Consider the following 15,665-nt stretch of genomic DNA (forward strand, 5'->3'; position numbering starts at 1 on the left):
GGAGATGGTGATGCCTGGGGACCGTGTGGACATTGATGTGGAGTTGATCACGCCGATTGCGATGGAGAAGGAGCTCAGGTTTGCGATTCGTGAGGGGGGTCATACGGTCGGCGCCGGAGTCATCTCCCAGGTGGTGGAATAGGGATGTAGGGGCGAGGTCACCTCGCCCGTACGAAAAAATATGGCGACACACACAACATCTTACGAGCAGGGGCAGAAGATCCGGATTCGACTCAAAGGATTCGATCACAAGCTGTTGGACCAGTCGACCCAGGAGATTGTCGAGACGGTGAAAAGGACCGGCGCCCGTATTGCCGGACCGATCCCGTTGCCGACAAAGATTGAGAAATACTGTGTCCTCCGCTCGCCGCATGTGGACAAAAGATCCCGGGAGCATTTTGAGATCCGGACACATAAAAGGTTTATCGATATTTTGGAGCCGACTCAAGCGACGATTGATTCACTCATGAAACTGGAGCTCTCGGCAGGGATCGATGTCGAGATTAAAATGATATGATGGGATTGTTAGGAAAAAAATTAGGAATGACCCAGATCTTTGATACCCAGGGGAATGAGATCCCGGTGACTGTCATCCAGGCCGGCCCTTGTGTGGTGACTCAAAAGAAGCTCACCGCCAAGGAAGGGTACGATGCCGTTCAGGTTGGTTTTGAAGAGGTGCCTGAAAAGAAAACGGCCCGGTTGGGAAAACCGCGGGTGGGTCATTTCAAAAAGAACAACCTGAAGGCCCATCGGGTTCTTAAAGAGTTCCGGACAACCGCTGAACCCTACCTCATCGGCCAGGTCCTGACGGTCGGTCATTTTAAGGTTGGGGATGCGGTTGATGTCATCGGGGTTAGCAAGGGGAAGGGGTTCCAGGGGGTCATTAAAAGGCATGGCAAGCACGGTGGACCGGCTTCCCACGGTTCAACCCTCCACCGTTCGACAGGGTCCATCGGTCAAAGGACCTCTCCTGGAGAGGTTTTTAAAAACATGAAACTGCCGGGGCATATGGGGGACGATCAGGTAACGGTCCGCAATCTCAAGGTGGTTCAACTCCGCCCCGAAGAAAATCTCCTCTTCGTCAGGGGAGCCGTCCCAGGGGCCAACAAAGGGTTATTGGTCGTCAAGAATAGGGCGGCTGATTTTGAAAAGAGACTGGTTATTGAGAAAAAAGAGGAGAGCAAGGATGTTTCACCCAAGAGCGATTCGCTCAAGGGTGATTCACCCAAGGCCTAAAAATGTCGAACCCGGTTTATAATCTGCAGAAAAAGAAAGTGGGTGAGCTGGAGCTCCTTTCTGCTGTCTTTGACAAGCCGCTCAAATCGGTCCTGCATCAGGTGATTCTCGGCTATCAGACAAATCAACGACAGGGGACCTCTTCGGTCCTGACACGGCACTTTGTGACCGGAAGTACACGAAAGATTTATCGGCAAAAGGGGACCGGACAGGCACGGCATGGGGATATCAAGGCGCCGATCTTTGTGGGAGGGGGGAACGCCTTTGGGCCTCACCCGCGCGATTGGTCTTCCCCGATACCAGTTAAACTGCGGCATGAGGCACTCCGTGAGGCCCTTTCGCTGAAGAAAAAACAGGAGCAATTAATGATTGTCGATAAGTTTGAACTTTCAAAGGTCAAGACCAAAGAGGCCTTTAAGACCCTCAAAGGGCTTGGGCTAGACAACGCCCTGGTTGTCCTCGATGAGGTGACGCCGGAGGCGGTCAAGTCGGTCAGAAACCTGGCCCATTTCAAGGTTTGCCGATCGACCGATCTGAATGCCCTGGAAGTGATGCGGTATGACAATCTCTTGATGACAGTGGGCGCTGTCGGAAAGGTGCAGAAATGGCTGTCTTGAAGAGACCGCTTGTGACGGAGAAGTCGACCCAGGAGAGGGAGACGGGAAACCTCTACTCTTTTGAAGTCGATTTGAGGGCGACCAAGGGACAGATCCAAAGCGCCGTTCAACAGGTCTTTAAAGTGAAGGTCAAAGATGTCAAAACGATGGTCGTACGCGGCAAGACAAGACGGGTTGGCCGTTATCAGGGTCAGCGCCCCAATTGGAAAAAGGCGATGGTTCGTCTTCAACCCGGGAACACGATCGAATTTGGGGCGCATTCGCCCGAGGCGAAATAATGGGAATAAAAACCTTTAGACCATTGACACCGTCCCTTCGTTACACGACGAGGCTCGACTTCTCGGAGCTGAGCAAAAAGAAAGATCCGGAGAAGAGTCTGCTTCGTTCACTTCGGAAGTCAGGTGGGCGCAACAACAGCGGCCGTGTCACGATGCGATTTATCGGCGGTGGGCACAAGCGCCGGTATCGCATCATCGACTTCAGGCGGGACAAACGGGGTGTCCCTGGACGTATTGATTCCATCCAGTATGACCCGAACCGGTCTTGTTTTATTGCCCTGGTTTTTTACAAGGATGGGGAAAAGAGATACATCCTGGCCCCTCTTGGCTTAAAGGTTGGGGATGAAGTGGTGGCCTCAGCGGAGGCGGAGATTCGTATCGGTAATTCACTCCCTCTGCAGAATATCCCGGTCGGCACAGAGATCCATAATCTGGAACTCTCCGAGGGACGAGGGGGGCAGGTTGTCCGTTCCGCCGGTTCTTTTGCACAGCTTCTGGCCAAGGAGGGGGAATGGGCACAGGTCAAACTCCCTTCAGGTGAGGTCAGGGCGGTCTCCATCAAATGTCAGGCAACGATTGGCCAGTTGGGAAATCTGGATCATGAAAATATCTCGTTTGGAAAAGCGGGAAGGAGTCGTTGGTTGGGGATCCTGCCGCATAACCGTGGCGTGGCAATGAACCCTGTCGATCATCCCCACGGTGGGGGTGAAGGGAAGTCCAAGGGGGGGAATCATCCAACCTCTCCCTGGGGGTTACCAACTAAGGGGTACAAGACGCGTCAAAACAAGAGGACTGAACGTTTCATTGTGAAGGATCGAAGGGCGAAACTATGAGATCGATAAAAAAGGGGCCGTGTGTTGATGAGTCGCTGACAAAAAAGGTGACTGAGGCGATCAACTCCAAGAGCAAGAAGGTGATCAAGACCTGGTCACGAAAATCCACGGTGACCCCCGATTTTGTCGGCATGACCTTCGCCGTTCATAATGGACGGAAGTTCATCCCTGTCTATGTGACGGAGAATATGGTGGGTCATCGGCTGGGAGAGTTCGCCCCGACGAGAACATTCAAAGGGCACTCCGGAATTCGTAAAGAAGCAGCGGCCCCGGGAGGTGCCCCGGTAGCGGGAGCGGTCGGGGCAACGGCAGCAGCACCGGCAGGAGCGGCGCCCGCGGCGGCCGCAAAATAAAAGATATTTTAAGGAGTGAAAAATGGCAGAGGTGAAGGCAAAATTAAATTACTTGAGAGTCGCCCCGAGAAAGGTTCGGTTGGTGGCCGATATGGTCCGTGGCCGGAGGGTTCAGGAGGCGCTGGATCTCCTCCACTTTGCCCAGAAGTCATCGGCGGTGGATGTTTATAAATTGCTCCGTTCAGCGGTCTCCAATGCGACGGTTAAAGGGGGCATTGATGTTGATAATCTCTATGTGAAAAAGATTACTGTCGATCAGGGGCCGACGCTCCGCCGTTTTATGGCACGGGCACGAGGGCGGGCCGACCGGGTCAATAAAAAATCGAGCCATATAAAGGTAGTACTTTCAGAAAGGTAAAGAACGCAAGCCTTGGCAAAGCCTAAGGCGCGCAGAAAAACCGAAGGGTGAATTCACCCAAGGTTTTGCGGAGTAAAAAGATATGGGTCAAAAGACACACCCGACAGGTTTTAGACTGGGAATCACCAAGCCGTGGATTTCTCGCTGGTATGCCCGTGCGGATTACCCCAAGTATGTGGAGGAAGATTTTTACTTGAGACGTCTTGTCAAGGAAAAGCTGGCTCATGCCGGTGTTTCCAAAGTGGAGATTGAGAGAACGGCTGGTGTCATCAAGGTGAACATCTTTACAGCCCGTCCCGGTCTCGTGATCGGAAAGAAAGGGACAGGGATTGATTCATTGAAGGGTGATCTTTCCAAGTTTGCTTCCAAAGAGGTGACGGTGAATATTCATGAGGTGAGGAAGCCGGAACTGGATGCCCAGCTGGTTTGTGAAAATATTGCCCTTCAGCTGGAACGACGTATCGCCTTTCGTCGGGCGATGAAAAAGGCGGTCCAGTCCGCCCGGAAGTTTGGAGCCTTGGGGATCAAGATCCGTTGTGGCGGGCGTTTGGCAGGATCCGAAATTGCCCGTTCGGAGTGGTATCGTGAAGGGCGGGTTCCTTTGCACACCCTTCGGGCCGATATCGATTACGGTCAGGCCGAATCGCTGACGACTTATGGCAAGATTGGGGTGAAATGCTGGATTTACAGGGGAGAGATTTTGACCTCCTCGGCTTTGAGTGAACTTCCTTCGAAAAAAGGGACGGTGGACTAAATGTTACAGCCGGCAAAGACAAAGTACCGCAAGGTTCAGAAAGGGCGCATTCGCGGCAAGGCCTATCGCGGTTGTAACTTGACAACGGGGGAGTTTGGATTGCAGGCCCTGGAATCAGGGTTGGTGACCTCCCGGCAGATTGAGGCCTCCCGTATCGCCATGGCCCGTTTTATCAAGAGGGGGGGAAAGATCTTGATCCGTATTTTTCCTGACCGTCCGGTGACGAAAAAACCGGCGGAAACCCGGATGGGGAAGGGAAAAGGTCCGGTTGAATACTATGCCGCTGTGGTGAAAACAGGACGGATTCTTTTTGAGATGGAAGGGGTAACCTCCGAGATTGGTCGTGAGGCGCTGATGCTGGCGGCCCATAAGTTGCCGGTTCGTACGCAGATTGTTTCACGGGAAAGGGATTTGCACAGAGGAGTTTACCGTGACGCCTAAAGAACTGAGAGAGAAAAAACCGGAGGAGTTGGAGGATTTGGAGAAACAATTCCGGGTGGAGAGGGATGCCCTTGCCTTACAACACAGGATGGGGCAACTCAAGGATACGTCGAGGCTGACAAAGATGAAAAAAGATATCGCCAGGATTTTAACTATTCGTGGGGTTAAAAATGGATAAGGTTATCAAGAAGTTTATCGGGATCGTCGTCAGCAACAAGATGCAGAAAACGGTTGTGGTTGAGGTTCGTTCGCGCGTCCGGGATCGTGTTTTTGGGAAATATGTGACCCACCGCGAAAAGTTCCATGCCCACGACGAAAAAGGGGAATGTCGGCAGGGGGACCAGGTTTCGATTGCCGAGTGCCGGCCTCTTTCCCGGTTAAAGAGGTGGCGTGTGGAACGGGTTGTTGCCAAGTCAGTCGGTGGAAATGATCTGATTACTGAAGAGGTTCCGTCATGATCCAGCCCCGGACCATTTTTGATTCGGCCGACAATTCCGGCGCCCGGAAATTGATGTGCATTCGTGTGCTGGGAGGTTCCAAGCGGAAGTACGGCACGCTGGGGGATATCGTTGTTGTCGCGGTCAAGGAGGCGTTGCCAAACTCCAAGGTGAAAAAGGGGGATGTCAAAAAGGGGGTTGTGGTCCGGACGGTCAAGGAAGTCCGCCGCCACGACGGTTCTTACATTCGGTTTGACGATAACTCGGTGGTGTTGATCAATGAACAGGGGGAGCCGGTTGGGACCCGTATCTTCGGACCGGTGGCCCGGGAACTGCGCGCCAAAAAGTTTATGAAGATTATTTCATTAGCCCCGGAGGTATTGTGATTCGTAAGAATGACACAGTCATGGTGATCGCCGGAAGAGAGAAGGGAAAGACCGGAAAGGTTATTTCGGTGCTGGTCCAGGAAGGACGGGCCCTTGTTGAGAAGCTCAATATTGTCAAAAAGCACCAGAAGCCGACACCGAAAATGAAACAGGGGGGGATTGTCGAAAAGGAGGCCTCGATTCATCTCTCCAACCTGATGATTTATTGTTCCAAGTGTATGAAGCCGGTCAGAACGGGGCTTAAAATTTCTAAAGATGGGAAAAAGACAAGGGTTTGCAAGAAATGTAGGGGGGAGATCGGTCAATGAAGTTTCAAGAACAGTTTCAAAAAAAGTTGATCCCCGAGGTGATGAAAGAATTGGGGATCACGAACCCGATGCGGGCCCCCCGCATTGAAAAGGTTGTCGTTTCTTCATCGTTGAAAGAGGCGGTTCAGGATGTCAAAGTCCTGGATCGTGCGGCCGACGAAATTGCCCAGATTACCGGTCAGAAGCCGGTGATCACCAGGGCGAAGAAATCGATTGCCGCTTTTAAGCTAAGGAAGGGGATCCCGATCGGTTGCAAGGTGACCCTTCGCCGGAGGAGAATGTACGAGTTTCTAAATCGTCTGATCAATATTGCCCTACCGCGCGTGCGTGATTTCAAAGGAGTCCCCGATAGAGGATTCGATGGGCGAGGAAATTATACGCTGGGGATCACCGAACAGATTGTCTTTTCGGAGATCCAGTTTGATAAAGTGGACAAGGTCCGCGGCATGAATGTCACCATTGTGACAACGGCGCATGATGATCAGGAAGCCAAGGTCTTGCTCAAGGCGATTGGGATGCCTTTTTCCGCCAAAGGCGGATCAGCCTCCGGCTGAAGAAGGGGTGGAGGTTTAACAAAGGATTATACTATGGCGAAGAAATCATTGATTGCGAAGGCCAAGCGGAAGCCAAAATTCAAGGTGAGGGGGTATAAACGATGTCCTCTTTGCGGCCGGCCGAGGGCCTTTATTCGCCGCTTTGGGCTTTGCCGGCTCTGTTTCCGTGGTATGGCACTCCGGGGAGAGCTCCCGGGAGTCATGAAGTCTAGTTGGTAGAATGGAGATATTATGGTGACTGACCCGATAGCCGATATGTTGACCCGTTTGCGGAACGGGATGATGGCACGTCACGATAACGTGTTGGTGCCCTATTCCAAGCTGAAGGAGAGCCTGCTCAGCTGCCTGAAGAAGAGCGGGTATATCCAAGGGTATGAAAAAACCGGTGAAAAGGCGAGCAAAATGGTCGTTCATTTGAGGTACACCCACGACAAGCGGCCGATTGTTACCGGGATTGCTCGCGTGAGCACGCCCGGACGAAGAGTTTATAAGGGGTACAGCGAGATTAAACCGGTGATGAGCGGGCTGGGCGTTCTCCTTCTCTCGACACCCCAGGGGATTTTGACCGATCGCGAGGCCCGGGAGAAAAAGGTGGGGGGCGAGGTCCTCTGCAAGATTTGGTAAAAAGGTTATGTCACGAATAGGAAAACAAATTATTAAGGTTCCGGATAAGGTGAAGGTCAACCTTTCTGGTTCAGAGATGAAGGTTCAAGGGCCGTTGGGCGAACTCAAGCTCACCGTGGACCCTCTCTTGGAGGTTATGGTGACCCAGGGACAAATCACGGTGAAACGGCGTGAAGAAACGGATCTGGCCCGCGCCCGCCACGGACTGGGACGGACCCTGATCGCGAATATCGTCCATGGTGTTTCCGAGGGGTTCAAGAAGGAGTTGGAAATCACCGGTGTCGGTTATCGGGCGGAAGTTAAAGGGCAAACCCTGGTCTTGGCCCTGGGGCATTCCCACCCGATTCTCTTTCCCCTCCCTCAGGGGATCAAGGCCCAGGTGGAAAAACAGACCCGGATTACGTTGACCGGTTATTCGAAAGCCGTGGTTGGAGAGGCGGCGGCCACATTGAGAAGGAAATACCGTCCTGTCGAGCCGTACAAGGGCAAAGGGGTCCGGTATGTGGGTGAGGTTGTCATCCGCAAGGTCGGCAAGGCGGCGGTCGGTTCAGGAGGAGGAAAGTAAACTATGGATAAGTTGGAAGCACGACTAAGGAGGAAAGAGAGGATTCGAAAAAAGGTGTCCGGCTCCGCGGAACGTCCGCGGCTTTCGGTCTATCGGAGCCTCTCCAATATCTTTGCCCAGCTGATCGACGATCAGGCCGGACGGACAATTTTAGCCGCCTCGACCCTCTCCAAAGATTTTAAGGGTGGTTCACCCAAGGGTGCTTCACCCAAGAATAAAAAAGATGCCGGAAATCTGAAAGGGGCCAAGCTTTTGGGAACGTTGGTGGCCAAGAAGGCAAAGGCTCAAGGGATTGAAAGGGTGGTTTTTGACCGTGGTGGATTTTTGTTCCACGGGAGAATCAAGGCGTTTGCCGACGGGGCTCGTGAAGGAGGGTTGAAATTCTAATGGCTACAGAAGAATCAGGACTCAAAGAACGAATTGTCAGTATCAGCCGCGTGGCCAAGGTGGTCAAGGGAGGGCGGAGGTTCAGCTTTTCAGCCCTCGCGGTGGTTGGGAACGGGGCCGGTTCGGTCGGTTTTGGGCTCGGCAAGGCGGCCGAGGTGCCGGATGCGATCCGCAAGGCCACCGATCGGGCCAAAAAGAATCTGAAAACAGTTTCCTTAAGAAACCGGACGATCCCGCATGAAGTGGTGGGTCATTTTGGTGCTGGCATGGTCTTTTTGAAGCCGGCCTCTGAAGGGACCGGGGTGATCGCGGGTGGCGCCGTCCGGGCGGTGGTTGAATCGGCGGGGATTCATAATATTTTGACCAAGTGCCTCGGAACCCATAACCCCCACAACGCGGTGAAGGCGACCATGGATGCATTGGAACAATTACGGAACCCGGAAGAATTTACTAAAAAGAGGATGAGTTAAGATAATGCCAACAGCGAAGAAAAAGATGGAAATAGGTTTGGGGAATTTTCCCTCATTTCCCGGGACCCGTTTTAAACGGAAACGGCTCGGGCGCGGGGATGCCTCGGGTCAAGGAAGCACCTCTGGAAAAGGGCACAAGGGACAAAAGGCCCGTGCCGGTGGTTACCACAAGGTTGGTTTTGAAGGGGGACAAATGCCTCTTTCCAGAAGGGTGCCCAAGAGGGGCTTTACCAATATTTTCAGGAAGGAATTTGCCATTGTCAATCTTGGGGATTTTGACAAGATTCCGGCCAACACCGTTGTGGATGCCCAGTTTCTTAAAAAAGAGGGGAAGATTCGCAAGAATTCGGCAAAACTGAAGGTGTTGGGGGGAGGGGAGCTCAAGAAAAAGTTGACGATTCGTGCCGATAGTTTCAGTGCGTCGGCAAGGAAAAAGATTGCAACGGCCGGCGGCAAGGCTGAAACGATTCAGGGCACCAATGGCTGAAGGATCTGTTTTAAATATTGCGAGGGTCCCTGAACTTCGCAAGAGGATTTTGTTTACGTTGGCCCTCTTGGCGATCTACCGGATCGGTGTTTTTGTTCCGACGCCGGGGATCAATGTAGAGGCCCTTCAGAAGTTTATTTCTGGAGGAACGGTCTTTGAAATTTTTAATCTCTTTTCCGGTGGCGCCTTGGAACGGTTTTCCGTGTTTGCCCTGGGGATCATGCCGTATATCTCCGCTTCGATCATTCTCCAGTTATTGACGGTTGTTTTGCCGGGCCTGGAGAGGCTTTCGAAGGAAGGGGCCGCGGGAAGACATAAGATCACCCAGTACACGCGGTATGGGACGGTAATCCTCTGCTTTGTTCAGGGGTTTGGGATCAGCTTTGGTCTGGAGAGTCAGGGGATTCTCCTTCCGGGGGTTGGCGGTCTTTCGTTTTTCGTCGTGACGGTGCTGACTTTGACGGCAGGAACGGTCTTTGTCATGTGGCTTGGAGAACAGATCTCGGAGAGGGGGATCGGTAACGGGATCTCTCTCATCATCTTTGCCGGGATTGTGACTCGGATTCCGAGTTCCTTCCGCGATGCCTGGGGAACCAAAGAGCAGTTTGGAGGCTTTTTCGGTTTTCTGCTGTTGCTCGGGTTTATCTGTGTGGTGATCGGGGTGATCCTTTTCTGTGAACGGGGTCAAAGGAAGATCCCGATACAGTACGCCAAGAGGGTTATCGGGCGGAAACTGTACGGGGGTCAAAGCACGCATCTTCCGCTAAAGATCAACTCAGCGGGGGTTATCCCTCCGATCTTTGCCTCTTCCCTGATCCTCTTTCCGGCCACCATCGGGCAGTTTGTTCATGGGGGGGTGGTCCAGCAACTGGCCAATATCCTGACTACCGGCTGGCTTCATACCGGGCTTTACGTGGCGCTGATCATTTTCTTCACCTATTTTTACACAGCGGTGACGTTTAACCCGGTGGATGTCTCGCAGAATATCCAGAAGTATGGGGGATTCATCCCCGGGATACGACCGGGTCAGAGTACCTCGGATTATCTGGACCGGATCTTGTCGCGGATTACCTTGGGAGGGGCGATTTATATTGCGACGATTTGCATCCTCCCGGAGATTTTGATCACCCGGTTTGGTATTCCCTCGTCACTGGCCTCCACATTTGGAGGAACGTCGCTTCTGATTGTCATCGGTGTGGCGATGGATACGCTGGCCCAGGTTGAGGCGCACCTCCTGACCCGGAATTATGACGGGCTCTTGGGGGACAAGGCCGGAAAGTTCAGGGGGCGGTGATGAATCTGATTCTCTTGGGTCCCCCCGGTTCCGGCAAAGGGACTCAAGGGGCCAGGTTGGCCAAGGTTTTAAAAATCCCCCAGATTTCGACGGGGGAGATCCTCCGTCGGGCATTGGCGGAGAAGACAACGCTGGGACTGGAGGCTGAGAAGTATATGAAGCAGGGGGCCTTGGTCCCTGATGCCGTGATTGTCGGTGTGATGGCGGAAAGGCTGAAGGCCGCCGATTGTCGGGATGGTTATCTGTTGGATGGATTCCCAAGGACGGTGCCCCAGGCCCAGGCCTTGGGGGAGATCCTTGGAGAGACCGGTCGGGTAATGGTTCTCTCCCTGGTGGTTCCGCAGAATGAGTTGGTCAACCGGATGATTCATCGGGGACGGGATGATGACAAGGAGGAGGTGGTACGGCAACGATTGAAGGTTTACGAAGCCGAGACCGCTCCCCTGATTGAGTATTATCGAAAAAAGGGGATTTTAAAAATGGTGGAGGGGACAGGGACGGTTGAAGAGATTACGGAGCGTCTTCTGAAGAGTTTGCGATGATTGAACTAAAGTCACCGCAGGAAATTGAGAAGATGCGCCGTGCCGGCAGGATTGTGGCGGAGATCCTTGAAATTTTGAAAGAAAAGGTGGTTCCTGGCGTTACGACCAGTGAGCTGGACAAGATTGCCGAGGAGTTAATGACCCAGAGAGGGGCAAAGCCGGCATTCAAGGGGTACCGTGGTTATCGACACTCCCTTTGTACCTCGGTGAATGAGGAGGTGGTTCACGGTATCCCCGGGAAGAGGGCCCTGAAAGAGGGGGATATTATCGGTCTTGATTGTGGCGTCATCGTCGACGGTTTTTATGGGGATGCCGCCAGAACCTGCCCGGTCGGGAAGGTGGATGCCGACCGAAATGACTTGATTGAAGTGACCCGGGAGTCTCTGAATAAAGGGCTTGCCCAGGTGGTCATGGGGAACAGGATTCATGATATCTCCTGGGCTGTCCAGTCGTATGCCGAGAAAGAAGGGTACTCGGTCGTGCGTGACTTTGTAGGGCATGGGATCGGCCGGCAATTACACGAGGACCCGCAGGTGCCTAACTTTGGAGAACCCCACACGGGACCGCGGCTCGGTGTCGGGATAGTTTTAGCGATTGAGCCGATGGTGAACCAGGGAGGGCCGGAGGTCAAGATTTTGGAGGATGGTTGGACGGCAGTGACGGTTGACAGCCGTTTCTCAGCCCATTTTGAGGATACGATAGCGTTAACAGAAAAAGGACCAGAAATACTAACGCGAGTTTGAAAAGGAGTTTATTTTTTAATGGCAAAAGAAGGTTCAATTGAGGTTGAAGGGACAGTGATTGAGCCGTTGCCGAATGCCATGTTTCGGGTGCAGTTGGAGAATGGGCACAAGATTTTGGCCCATATTTCAGGAAAAATGAGGATGCATTTTATTAAAATTTTACCGGGAGACAAGGTCAAGGTGGAATTATCCCCCTATGACCTGACCCGCGGAAGGATTACGTTTAGGGCGAAGTGATCTTTTATGAAAATACGATCATCGGTTAAAAAAATATGTGCCAAATGCAGGATCATCCGCCGGCAGGGGATTGTCCGTGTGATTTGCAAGAACCCGAAGCACAAGCAGAAACAAGGATGAGGGTTTTTTAAAGGAGGATTTTATGCCGCGTATTGCGGGAGTCGACATTCCGGCGAAGAAAAGGATCGAGGTGGCACTGACCTATATCTATGGGATCGGTCGGCCGATCTCCAATGATATTTTATCACGGGCCGGGATCGATCCGAATACCCGGGCAGAGGCGCTGTCGGATGCGCAGCTGGCCAAGATCCGCGAGTTAATTGATAGCACCTTCAAGGTGGAAGGGGATCTCCGTAAAGAGATTTCGATGAATATCAAACGGCTGATTGATCTTGGGGCTTATCGCGGGTTGCGTCACAAGGCAAACCTCCCGGTTCGCGGGCAAAGGACACACACGAACGCCCGCACCAGAAAAGGAAAGCCGCGCATTGCGATTGCGGGTAAGAAACAGGCACCGACATCTAAATAAGGAGAGGGCAAGGTTTTATGGCTAAAGAGACAGTAACCAAAGTAGAAAAACCAGGGACCCCCGAGGTTGCCGCATCGGCAACAGCCAAGGGTGATTCCCCCAAGACAGAGGCTCCTGCCAAAAAGGTGAAGAAAAAGGTGAAGAAGAATGTGGCTATTGGGGTTGTCCATATCCATGCCTCGTTTAATAACACCGTGGTGACTATTTCAGATCCTGTGGGGAACACCCTTTCCTGGTCCTCAGCGGGGGCATGTGGTTTTAAGGGATCCCGGAAAGGGACCCCTTTTGCTGCCCAGGTTGCCTCCGAGGGGGCGGCCCGCAAGGCGATGGAGCACGGTGTTCGGACAGTTTCCGTTTTCATCAAGGGACCAGGCGCTGGCCGAGAATCAGCCTTGAGGGCTCTTTCAGTGACAGGGATTCGGGTGACGCAGATTCAGGATGTGACGCCGATCCCCCACAATGGCTGTCGCCCTGCAAAAAGGAGGAGAGTGTAATTTATGGCACGTTATCTAGAATCAGCCTGTCGACTCTGCCGCAGGGAAGGGATCAAACTCTTTCTAAAGGGGGGGCGTTGTTACACCGAAAAGTGTGCTATTGAGCGGAGGGCCTACGCCCCAGGCCAGCATGGCCAGAGGCGGACCAAAAACTCTGAGTATGCTACGCAGCTTCGTGAAAAACAGAAGATGAAGAGACTCTATGGCCTTCTGGAGAGGCAATTCCGTCATTACTTCAGGAGGGCCGAGAGGATGAGGGGGATTTCCGGCGAAAATCTTCTCCTCCTTCTGGAACGCCGTCTGGATAATATGGTTTACCGTTTTGGGTTTGCCAGTTCCCGGGCCGAGGCGAGGCAATTGATCAACCATGGTCATTTTCAGGTGAACGGGAAAAAGGTCGATATCGCCTCTTACCTCGTGGATGTAGGGGACAAGATTCAGGTCAAGGAGCGGAGTCGTTCCGTTGTTCCCATTGTTCAGTCGATGGAGGCGGTCGAACGGCGCGGCGTTCCGGCCTGGCTACAGTTGGACAGGGAGAATTTTATCGGTGTGATACAGAGTTTCCCAGCACGGGAAGAGTTGACAATGCCGATGCAGGAACAGTTGGTGGTTGAATTGTATTCGAAATGACCCCGAAGGGGTCATCCCGAGCGTAAGCGAGGGATCTCTATTTTATAAGGAGGATGTTATATGCATCGCAATTGGCGCAATCTGATCAAACCGAAGGGCCTGGAGTTCGAGAGGGAAGGAGGGACTCCCCATTATGGAAAGTTTGTGGCCAGGCCTCTTGAGCGTGGTTTTGGGCTTACCTTGGGGAATGCTCTTCGACGAGTTCTCCTGTCGTCTCTTCAAGGGGCGGCGATTACCTCAGTCAAGATTGAAGGGGTCCTTCATGAATTTGCGACGATCCCCGGTGTCGTTGAGGATGTTGCCGACTTCCTTCTTAACCTGAAACAGGTTCGCCTCAAACTTCACTCGGGCGACCAAGATACGATACGGATTGACCTGAAGGGAGAGAGGGAGATCAAGGCGGGAGATATCATTACCGGGGAGAATGTTACTATCCTGAACCCGGATCTGGTCATTGCCCATCTTTCTCATGACGGGAAGCTGAAGGTGGAGATGACTGTCAAGATGAACAAGGGGTATGTCCCCTCGGAACGGAACAAGTCCGAGAAGGATGCCATTGGCACAATTCCCGTTGATTCGATCCATTCTCCGATCGTTCGGGTGAATTATACGGTGACCAACGCCCGTGTCGGGCAGATGACCGACTATGATCGTCTGACCCTGGAGATCTGGACGGACGGTTCGATCCAGTCGGTGGATGCCTTGGCCTTTGCCGCCAAGATTTTAAAGGAACAGCTCCAGATCTTTATCAATTTTGAGGAGCTTCCGGAACCGGTTATTGAGGAGATTGTGGAGGAAAGACCTCAGTGGAACGAAAATCTCAATCGTCGTGTCGATGAACTGGAACTCTCTGTCCGTTCCGCCAACTGCCTGCAAAATGCCGCTATTCGCTATATTGGTGAACTGTGCCAGAAAACGGAGGCGGAGATGCTCAAGACAAAAAACTTTGGGCGCAAATCCTTGAATGAGATCAAAGAAATCCTGTCTGAAATGGGGCTGGCCCTCGGGATGAAGCTGGAGGGTTGGATGCCGCCGCCCCAGGACGTGAAACCCAAGGAAGAAATCGAATAATATGCGCCACCTTGTTGACAACAAAAAATTTGGCCGGATGGGTTCTCACCGGAAGGCCCTTTTCCGGAATCTGGCAACATCGCTGATTTTGCACGAGCGAATTGAGACAACCCTGCCCAAGGCGAAGGAGTTGCGCCGCACCGCCGACCGGATGATCACCCTCGGCAAGAAGGGGTCCCTTCACGCCCGAAGACAGGCGCTGGCCTACCTCCAAACGCCTGAGGCGGTGGCCAAGCTGTTTGATGGTCTCTCGGCACGGTTCAAGGACCGTCACGGGGGGTATACCCGGATTTTTAAACTGGGTTTTCGCCGCGGTGACGCGGCCCCGATGGCGATGATCGAATACCTGCCTGGCCCGGAGGGGCGTCTCAAGGGTGGTTCACCCAAGGGTGCGTCACACAATGGTGTGTCACCCAAGGCGGCGCCAAAGCCGGAAAAAGCCAAAAAGGTTAAAAAGAAGGCTGGGAAAAAGGAAGGCTTCTTTTCCCGACTGACAGGGCACAAAAAGAAAGAAGATTGAAGAAACTCCTTGTTTCAGCCTTGGTCCTGATTGCCGGTGTTTTTCTCGTTTATCTTTCAAGTCATTCGACAGGAATCAAGGCCGGTCAGCCGGCACCGGACTGGTCTTTAGTCAATAACAGGGGGAACACCGAAAAATTGTCGGATTACCAGGGGCAGGTGGTCCTGCTCAACTTCTGGGCGACCTGGTGCCCTCCCTGCGTCTTTGAAATGCCCTCAATGCAACGCCTTTACCGCCGGTTTGAGGGGAAAAAATTTAGGGTGCTGGCCGTTGCCGTTGATGAAGGAGGGTGGGGGGCTATCCGCTCTTTTCTGAAGAGGATCCCTGTCGAATTTCCTCTCTTTTGGGATCAGACAGGCTCTGTTGCTGATTTATACGGTGTTTCCCGTCTTCCAGAATCCTATCTTATTGACTCGAAGGGGATTGTGGTGAGGCGTTTTTCCGGCCCTGTGGAGTGGGATTCCCCGGAAATAGTTCGCTTGATTGAACAATTGACAGGACCGTTGCGAAATTGATA

The 15,665-nt window shown here is 52.8% G+C and carries 32 protein-coding genes; all 32 read left to right on the forward strand.

Features of this window, described 5'->3' with window-relative positions; genetic code table 11:
• Positions 1–142, forward strand: a 142-nt coding sequence (tuf, locus tag HYS22_00710; GenBank protein ID MBI1908678.1) for an elongation factor Tu, incomplete at its 5' end; no start/stop codon positions are given.
• A gap of 39 nt (positions 143–181) precedes the next feature.
• On the forward strand, positions 182–517 hold the full coding sequence (rpsJ, locus tag HYS22_00715; protein ID MBI1908679.1) for a 30S ribosomal protein S10: 336 nt from the start codon (positions 182–184) through the stop codon (positions 515–517).
• Complete coding sequence (gene rplC, locus HYS22_00720) at positions 514–1,236, forward strand: 50S ribosomal protein L3 (GenBank protein MBI1908680.1); 723 nt, start codon at positions 514–516, stop codon at positions 1,234–1,236. Before rpsJ ends, rplC begins: the two co-directional genes overlap by 4 nt.
• Positions 1,237–1,238: 2 nt before the next feature.
• Positions 1,239–1,853, forward strand: a complete 615-nt coding sequence (gene rplD / locus HYS22_00725) for a 50S ribosomal protein L4 (GenBank protein MBI1908681.1) — start codon at positions 1,239–1,241, stop codon at positions 1,851–1,853.
• A complete protein-coding gene (locus HYS22_00730; GenBank protein MBI1908682.1) occupies positions 1,841–2,131 on the forward strand; it encodes a 50S ribosomal protein L23 in 291 nt (96 codons plus the stop codon). Before rplD ends, HYS22_00730 begins: the two co-directional genes overlap by 13 nt.
• Positions 2,131–2,964, forward strand: a complete 834-nt coding sequence (rplB, locus tag HYS22_00735; GenBank protein MBI1908683.1) for a 50S ribosomal protein L2 — start codon at positions 2,131–2,133, stop codon at positions 2,962–2,964. The genes HYS22_00730 and rplB overlap by 1 nt, the downstream gene beginning before the upstream one ends.
• Complete coding sequence (rpsS, locus tag HYS22_00740; protein ID MBI1908684.1) at positions 2,961–3,317, forward strand: 30S ribosomal protein S19; 357 nt, start codon at positions 2,961–2,963, stop codon at positions 3,315–3,317. Before rplB ends, rpsS begins: the two co-directional genes overlap by 4 nt.
• Positions 3,318–3,339: 22 nt before the next feature.
• Entirely contained in the window at positions 3,340–3,675 is a 336-nt protein-coding gene (gene rplV, locus HYS22_00745) for a 50S ribosomal protein L22 (protein ID MBI1908685.1), read from the forward strand.
• Between the two features lie 82 nt (positions 3,676–3,757).
• On the forward strand, positions 3,758–4,429 hold the full coding sequence (gene rpsC / locus HYS22_00750; protein ID MBI1908686.1) for a 30S ribosomal protein S3: 672 nt from the start codon (positions 3,758–3,760) through the stop codon (positions 4,427–4,429).
• Positions 4,430–4,870 (forward strand): 50S ribosomal protein L16, encoded by a 441-nt coding sequence (gene rplP, locus HYS22_00755; protein ID MBI1908687.1) that lies wholly within the window; start codon positions 4,430–4,432, stop codon positions 4,868–4,870.
• Positions 4,860–5,048: a 50S ribosomal protein L29 gene (rpmC, locus tag HYS22_00760; GenBank protein ID MBI1908688.1), complete on the forward strand. Its 189-nt coding sequence runs from the start codon at positions 4,860–4,862 to the stop codon at positions 5,046–5,048. Before rplP ends, rpmC begins: the two co-directional genes overlap by 11 nt.
• Complete coding sequence (gene rpsQ / locus HYS22_00765; protein MBI1908689.1) at positions 5,041–5,328, forward strand: 30S ribosomal protein S17; 288 nt, start codon at positions 5,041–5,043, stop codon at positions 5,326–5,328. Before rpmC ends, rpsQ begins: the two co-directional genes overlap by 8 nt.
• Positions 5,325–5,693: a 50S ribosomal protein L14 gene (gene rplN / locus HYS22_00770; protein ID MBI1908690.1), complete on the forward strand. Its 369-nt coding sequence runs from the start codon at positions 5,325–5,327 to the stop codon at positions 5,691–5,693. Before rpsQ ends, rplN begins: the two co-directional genes overlap by 4 nt.
• Positions 5,672–6,001, forward strand: a complete 330-nt coding sequence (locus HYS22_00775) for a 50S ribosomal protein L24 (protein MBI1908691.1) — start codon at positions 5,672–5,674, stop codon at positions 5,999–6,001. The genes rplN and HYS22_00775 overlap by 22 nt, the downstream gene beginning before the upstream one ends.
• On the forward strand, positions 5,998–6,555 hold the full coding sequence (rplE, locus tag HYS22_00780; GenBank protein MBI1908692.1) for a 50S ribosomal protein L5: 558 nt from the start codon (positions 5,998–6,000) through the stop codon (positions 6,553–6,555). Before HYS22_00775 ends, rplE begins: the two co-directional genes overlap by 4 nt.
• A gap of 33 nt (positions 6,556–6,588) precedes the next feature.
• Positions 6,589–6,774 (forward strand): type Z 30S ribosomal protein S14, encoded by a 186-nt coding sequence (locus tag HYS22_00785; protein ID MBI1908693.1) that lies wholly within the window; start codon positions 6,589–6,591, stop codon positions 6,772–6,774.
• Positions 6,775–6,786: 12 nt separating this feature from the next.
• Positions 6,787–7,179, forward strand: coding sequence for a 30S ribosomal protein S8 (rpsH, locus tag HYS22_00790; GenBank protein MBI1908694.1), 393 nt, complete (start codon positions 6,787–6,789; stop codon positions 7,177–7,179).
• A 7-nt stretch (positions 7,180–7,186) separates the two neighbouring features.
• A complete protein-coding gene (rplF, locus tag HYS22_00795; protein ID MBI1908695.1) occupies positions 7,187–7,744 on the forward strand; it encodes a 50S ribosomal protein L6 in 558 nt (185 codons plus the stop codon).
• 3 nt (positions 7,745–7,747) lie between these two features.
• Positions 7,748–8,131: a 50S ribosomal protein L18 gene (locus tag HYS22_00800; protein ID MBI1908696.1), complete on the forward strand. Its 384-nt coding sequence runs from the start codon at positions 7,748–7,750 to the stop codon at positions 8,129–8,131.
• On the forward strand, positions 8,131–8,601 hold the full coding sequence (gene rpsE / locus HYS22_00805; protein MBI1908697.1) for a 30S ribosomal protein S5: 471 nt from the start codon (positions 8,131–8,133) through the stop codon (positions 8,599–8,601). The genes HYS22_00800 and rpsE overlap by 1 nt, the downstream gene beginning before the upstream one ends.
• A 25-nt stretch (positions 8,602–8,626) precedes the next feature.
• Positions 8,627–9,088, forward strand: a complete 462-nt coding sequence (rplO, locus tag HYS22_00810) for a 50S ribosomal protein L15 (protein ID MBI1908698.1) — start codon at positions 8,627–8,629, stop codon at positions 9,086–9,088.
• Complete coding sequence (gene secY / locus HYS22_00815) at positions 9,081–10,382, forward strand: preprotein translocase subunit SecY (GenBank protein MBI1908699.1); 1,302 nt, start codon at positions 9,081–9,083, stop codon at positions 10,380–10,382. Before rplO ends, secY begins: the two co-directional genes overlap by 8 nt.
• Positions 10,379–10,924 (forward strand): adenylate kinase, encoded by a 546-nt coding sequence (locus HYS22_00820; protein ID MBI1908700.1) that lies wholly within the window; start codon positions 10,379–10,381, stop codon positions 10,922–10,924. Before secY ends, HYS22_00820 begins: the two co-directional genes overlap by 4 nt.
• Positions 10,921–11,667: a type I methionyl aminopeptidase gene (gene map / locus HYS22_00825; GenBank protein ID MBI1908701.1), complete on the forward strand. Its 747-nt coding sequence runs from the start codon at positions 10,921–10,923 to the stop codon at positions 11,665–11,667. Before HYS22_00820 ends, map begins: the two co-directional genes overlap by 4 nt.
• Positions 11,668–11,685: 18 nt before the next feature.
• Positions 11,686–11,904: a translation initiation factor IF-1 gene (infA, locus tag HYS22_00830; protein ID MBI1908702.1), complete on the forward strand. Its 219-nt coding sequence runs from the start codon at positions 11,686–11,688 to the stop codon at positions 11,902–11,904.
• A gap of 6 nt (positions 11,905–11,910) precedes the next feature.
• A complete protein-coding gene (rpmJ, locus tag HYS22_00835; GenBank protein ID MBI1908703.1) occupies positions 11,911–12,024 on the forward strand; it encodes a 50S ribosomal protein L36 in 114 nt (37 codons plus the stop codon).
• Between the two features lie 22 nt (positions 12,025–12,046).
• Complete coding sequence (gene rpsM, locus HYS22_00840) at positions 12,047–12,433, forward strand: 30S ribosomal protein S13 (GenBank protein ID MBI1908704.1); 387 nt, start codon at positions 12,047–12,049, stop codon at positions 12,431–12,433.
• A 17-nt stretch (positions 12,434–12,450) separates the two neighbouring features.
• Positions 12,451–12,927, forward strand: coding sequence for a 30S ribosomal protein S11 (gene rpsK, locus HYS22_00845; protein ID MBI1908705.1), 477 nt, complete (start codon positions 12,451–12,453; stop codon positions 12,925–12,927).
• Between the two features lie 3 nt (positions 12,928–12,930).
• Positions 12,931–13,557: a 30S ribosomal protein S4 gene (gene rpsD / locus HYS22_00850; GenBank protein MBI1908706.1), complete on the forward strand. Its 627-nt coding sequence runs from the start codon at positions 12,931–12,933 to the stop codon at positions 13,555–13,557.
• A 60-nt stretch (positions 13,558–13,617) separates the two neighbouring features.
• Positions 13,618–14,628, forward strand: a complete 1,011-nt coding sequence (locus tag HYS22_00855) for a DNA-directed RNA polymerase subunit alpha (protein MBI1908707.1) — start codon at positions 13,618–13,620, stop codon at positions 14,626–14,628.
• Position 14,629: 1 nt separating this feature from the next.
• The gene (gene rplQ, locus HYS22_00860; protein MBI1908708.1) at positions 14,630–15,148 is read left to right on the forward strand and encodes a 50S ribosomal protein L17; all 519 of its coding nucleotides are present in this window, start codon (positions 14,630–14,632) and stop codon (positions 15,146–15,148) included.
• Positions 15,145–15,663: a TlpA family protein disulfide reductase gene (locus HYS22_00865; GenBank protein MBI1908709.1), complete on the forward strand. Its 519-nt coding sequence runs from the start codon at positions 15,145–15,147 to the stop codon at positions 15,661–15,663. The genes rplQ and HYS22_00865 overlap by 4 nt, the downstream gene beginning before the upstream one ends.
• Positions 15,664–15,665: the final 2 nt, after the last annotated feature.

This window comes from Deltaproteobacteria bacterium (genome assembly GCA_016177765.1).
Taxonomy (GTDB): domain Bacteria; phylum UBA10199; class UBA10199; order JACPAL01; family JACOUP01; genus JACOUP01.

Bases quoted from the DNA above. Each gene is read 5' to 3' on its own strand.
- rpsJ (MBI1908679.1), top strand. From the start codon at position 182: ATGGCGACACACACAACATCTTACGAGCAGGGGCAGAAGATCCGGATT.
- rplC (MBI1908680.1), top strand. From the start codon at position 514: ATGATGGGATTGTTAGGAAAAAAATTAGGAATGACCCAGATCTTTGAT.
- rplD (MBI1908681.1), top strand. From the start codon at position 1,239: ATGTCGAACCCGGTTTATAATCTGCAGAAAAAGAAAGTGGGTGAGCTG.
- HYS22_00730 (MBI1908682.1), top strand. From the start codon at position 1,841: ATGGCTGTCTTGAAGAGACCGCTTGTGACGGAGAAGTCGACCCAGGAG.
- rplB (MBI1908683.1), top strand. From the start codon at position 2,131: ATGGGAATAAAAACCTTTAGACCATTGACACCGTCCCTTCGTTACACG.
- rpsS (MBI1908684.1), top strand. From the start codon at position 2,961: ATGAGATCGATAAAAAAGGGGCCGTGTGTTGATGAGTCGCTGACAAAA.
- rplV (MBI1908685.1), top strand. From the start codon at position 3,340: ATGGCAGAGGTGAAGGCAAAATTAAATTACTTGAGAGTCGCCCCGAGA.
- rpsC (MBI1908686.1), top strand. From the start codon at position 3,758: ATGGGTCAAAAGACACACCCGACAGGTTTTAGACTGGGAATCACCAAG.
- rplP (MBI1908687.1), top strand. From the start codon at position 4,430: ATGTTACAGCCGGCAAAGACAAAGTACCGCAAGGTTCAGAAAGGGCGC.
- rpsQ (MBI1908689.1), top strand. From the start codon at position 5,041: ATGGATAAGGTTATCAAGAAGTTTATCGGGATCGTCGTCAGCAACAAG.
- rplN (MBI1908690.1), top strand. From the start codon at position 5,325: ATGATCCAGCCCCGGACCATTTTTGATTCGGCCGACAATTCCGGCGCC.
- rplE (MBI1908692.1), top strand. From the start codon at position 5,998: ATGAAGTTTCAAGAACAGTTTCAAAAAAAGTTGATCCCCGAGGTGATG.
- HYS22_00785 (MBI1908693.1), top strand. From the start codon at position 6,589: ATGGCGAAGAAATCATTGATTGCGAAGGCCAAGCGGAAGCCAAAATTC.
- rpsH (MBI1908694.1), top strand. From the start codon at position 6,787: ATGGTGACTGACCCGATAGCCGATATGTTGACCCGTTTGCGGAACGGG.
- rplF (MBI1908695.1), top strand. From the start codon at position 7,187: ATGTCACGAATAGGAAAACAAATTATTAAGGTTCCGGATAAGGTGAAG.
- HYS22_00800 (MBI1908696.1), top strand. From the start codon at position 7,748: ATGGATAAGTTGGAAGCACGACTAAGGAGGAAAGAGAGGATTCGAAAA.
- rpsE (MBI1908697.1), top strand. From the start codon at position 8,131: ATGGCTACAGAAGAATCAGGACTCAAAGAACGAATTGTCAGTATCAGC.
- rplO (MBI1908698.1), top strand. From the start codon at position 8,627: ATGGAAATAGGTTTGGGGAATTTTCCCTCATTTCCCGGGACCCGTTTT.
- secY (MBI1908699.1), top strand. From the start codon at position 9,081: ATGGCTGAAGGATCTGTTTTAAATATTGCGAGGGTCCCTGAACTTCGC.
- map (MBI1908701.1), top strand. From the start codon at position 10,921: ATGATTGAACTAAAGTCACCGCAGGAAATTGAGAAGATGCGCCGTGCC.
- infA (MBI1908702.1), top strand. From the start codon at position 11,686: ATGGCAAAAGAAGGTTCAATTGAGGTTGAAGGGACAGTGATTGAGCCG.
- rpmJ (MBI1908703.1), top strand. From the start codon at position 11,911: ATGAAAATACGATCATCGGTTAAAAAAATATGTGCCAAATGCAGGATC.
- rpsM (MBI1908704.1), top strand. From the start codon at position 12,047: ATGCCGCGTATTGCGGGAGTCGACATTCCGGCGAAGAAAAGGATCGAG.
- rpsK (MBI1908705.1), top strand. From the start codon at position 12,451: ATGGCTAAAGAGACAGTAACCAAAGTAGAAAAACCAGGGACCCCCGAG.
- rpsD (MBI1908706.1), top strand. From the start codon at position 12,931: ATGGCACGTTATCTAGAATCAGCCTGTCGACTCTGCCGCAGGGAAGGG.
- HYS22_00855 (MBI1908707.1), top strand. From the start codon at position 13,618: ATGCATCGCAATTGGCGCAATCTGATCAAACCGAAGGGCCTGGAGTTC.
- rplQ (MBI1908708.1), top strand. From the start codon at position 14,630: ATGCGCCACCTTGTTGACAACAAAAAATTTGGCCGGATGGGTTCTCAC.